Genomic DNA, 762 nt, shown 5'->3' on the forward strand with positions numbered 1-762 from the left:
TAAACTCTTAAGGGCAGAAGGGACAGAGTGGTTATGTTCAGGTGTTGCTAGGATCACACCGTCGGCAGCGACGATTTTTTTATTAAAGGTTTGAATAATAGGTAAGTTATCCTGATCTTCCGTTTCCACAAACATAGGCACTTCACGAAGGTCTAGAATTTCAATCTCAACTTTATTAGCAAAATGCTTTTGCATAAATTCAAGTAAAGTACGGTTGTATGATTTGTCAGCGGCACTACCGGCAACAGCAATAAATTTCATCATATGAGGTATCCTCCTTATCGAATTTCCCAAGAAAAGTTTGCATCGTGACGACTAGTCAATTGTCCCTGTTCACGAAGCTGAGTCAGGATTTCAACAAAACCTGTAAATTCCGTGAAGTGGTTTTCTAGTTGAGTGACTTTTTCTGGGTAAACCAATTGGCCATCCTTATCAAAAGCTTGCCCTGAATTTGATAAATAATATTCAGTACCAGGCATCACGCGAGCTTTTAATTCAGGGGAATCTAGGATTTGGCGTAGGTGACTTTGAGCACGAGATGTTCCCAAACTTCCTAAAGACCCACCAACAATCATGACACCCTTATCCATCAGTGCTTGGTCAGTATAAGAAATCCATTCTAACAAAGCCTTCAAAGCGGCTGTAATTGAGTGGTCATATTCAGGCGTCGAAATGATGACGCCATCAGCCTCAGCAATTTTTTGAGAAATCACTTGTACAGACTCAGGTGCAACTTTGTCTTCAGGTTGGGTAAAAACAGGT

2 protein-coding genes are annotated in these 762 nt (G+C 40.8%); both read right to left on the bottom strand.

Annotation, left to right across the window (positions count from 1 at the left end; genetic code table 11):
• Nucleotides 1-261, bottom strand: a 261-nt coding sequence (locus tag ACRCJ0_RS17180) for an NAD(P)H-dependent oxidoreductase (protein WP_431391372.1), incomplete at its 3' end; no start/stop codon positions are given.
• Nucleotides 262-278: 17 nt separating this feature from the next.
• A partial coding sequence (locus tag ACRCJ0_RS17185) for an NADPH-dependent FMN reductase (protein WP_431391371.1) occupies nt 279-762 on the bottom strand: 484 nt, incomplete at its 5' end.

Source organism: Aerococcus sp. L_32, assembly GCF_050689315.1.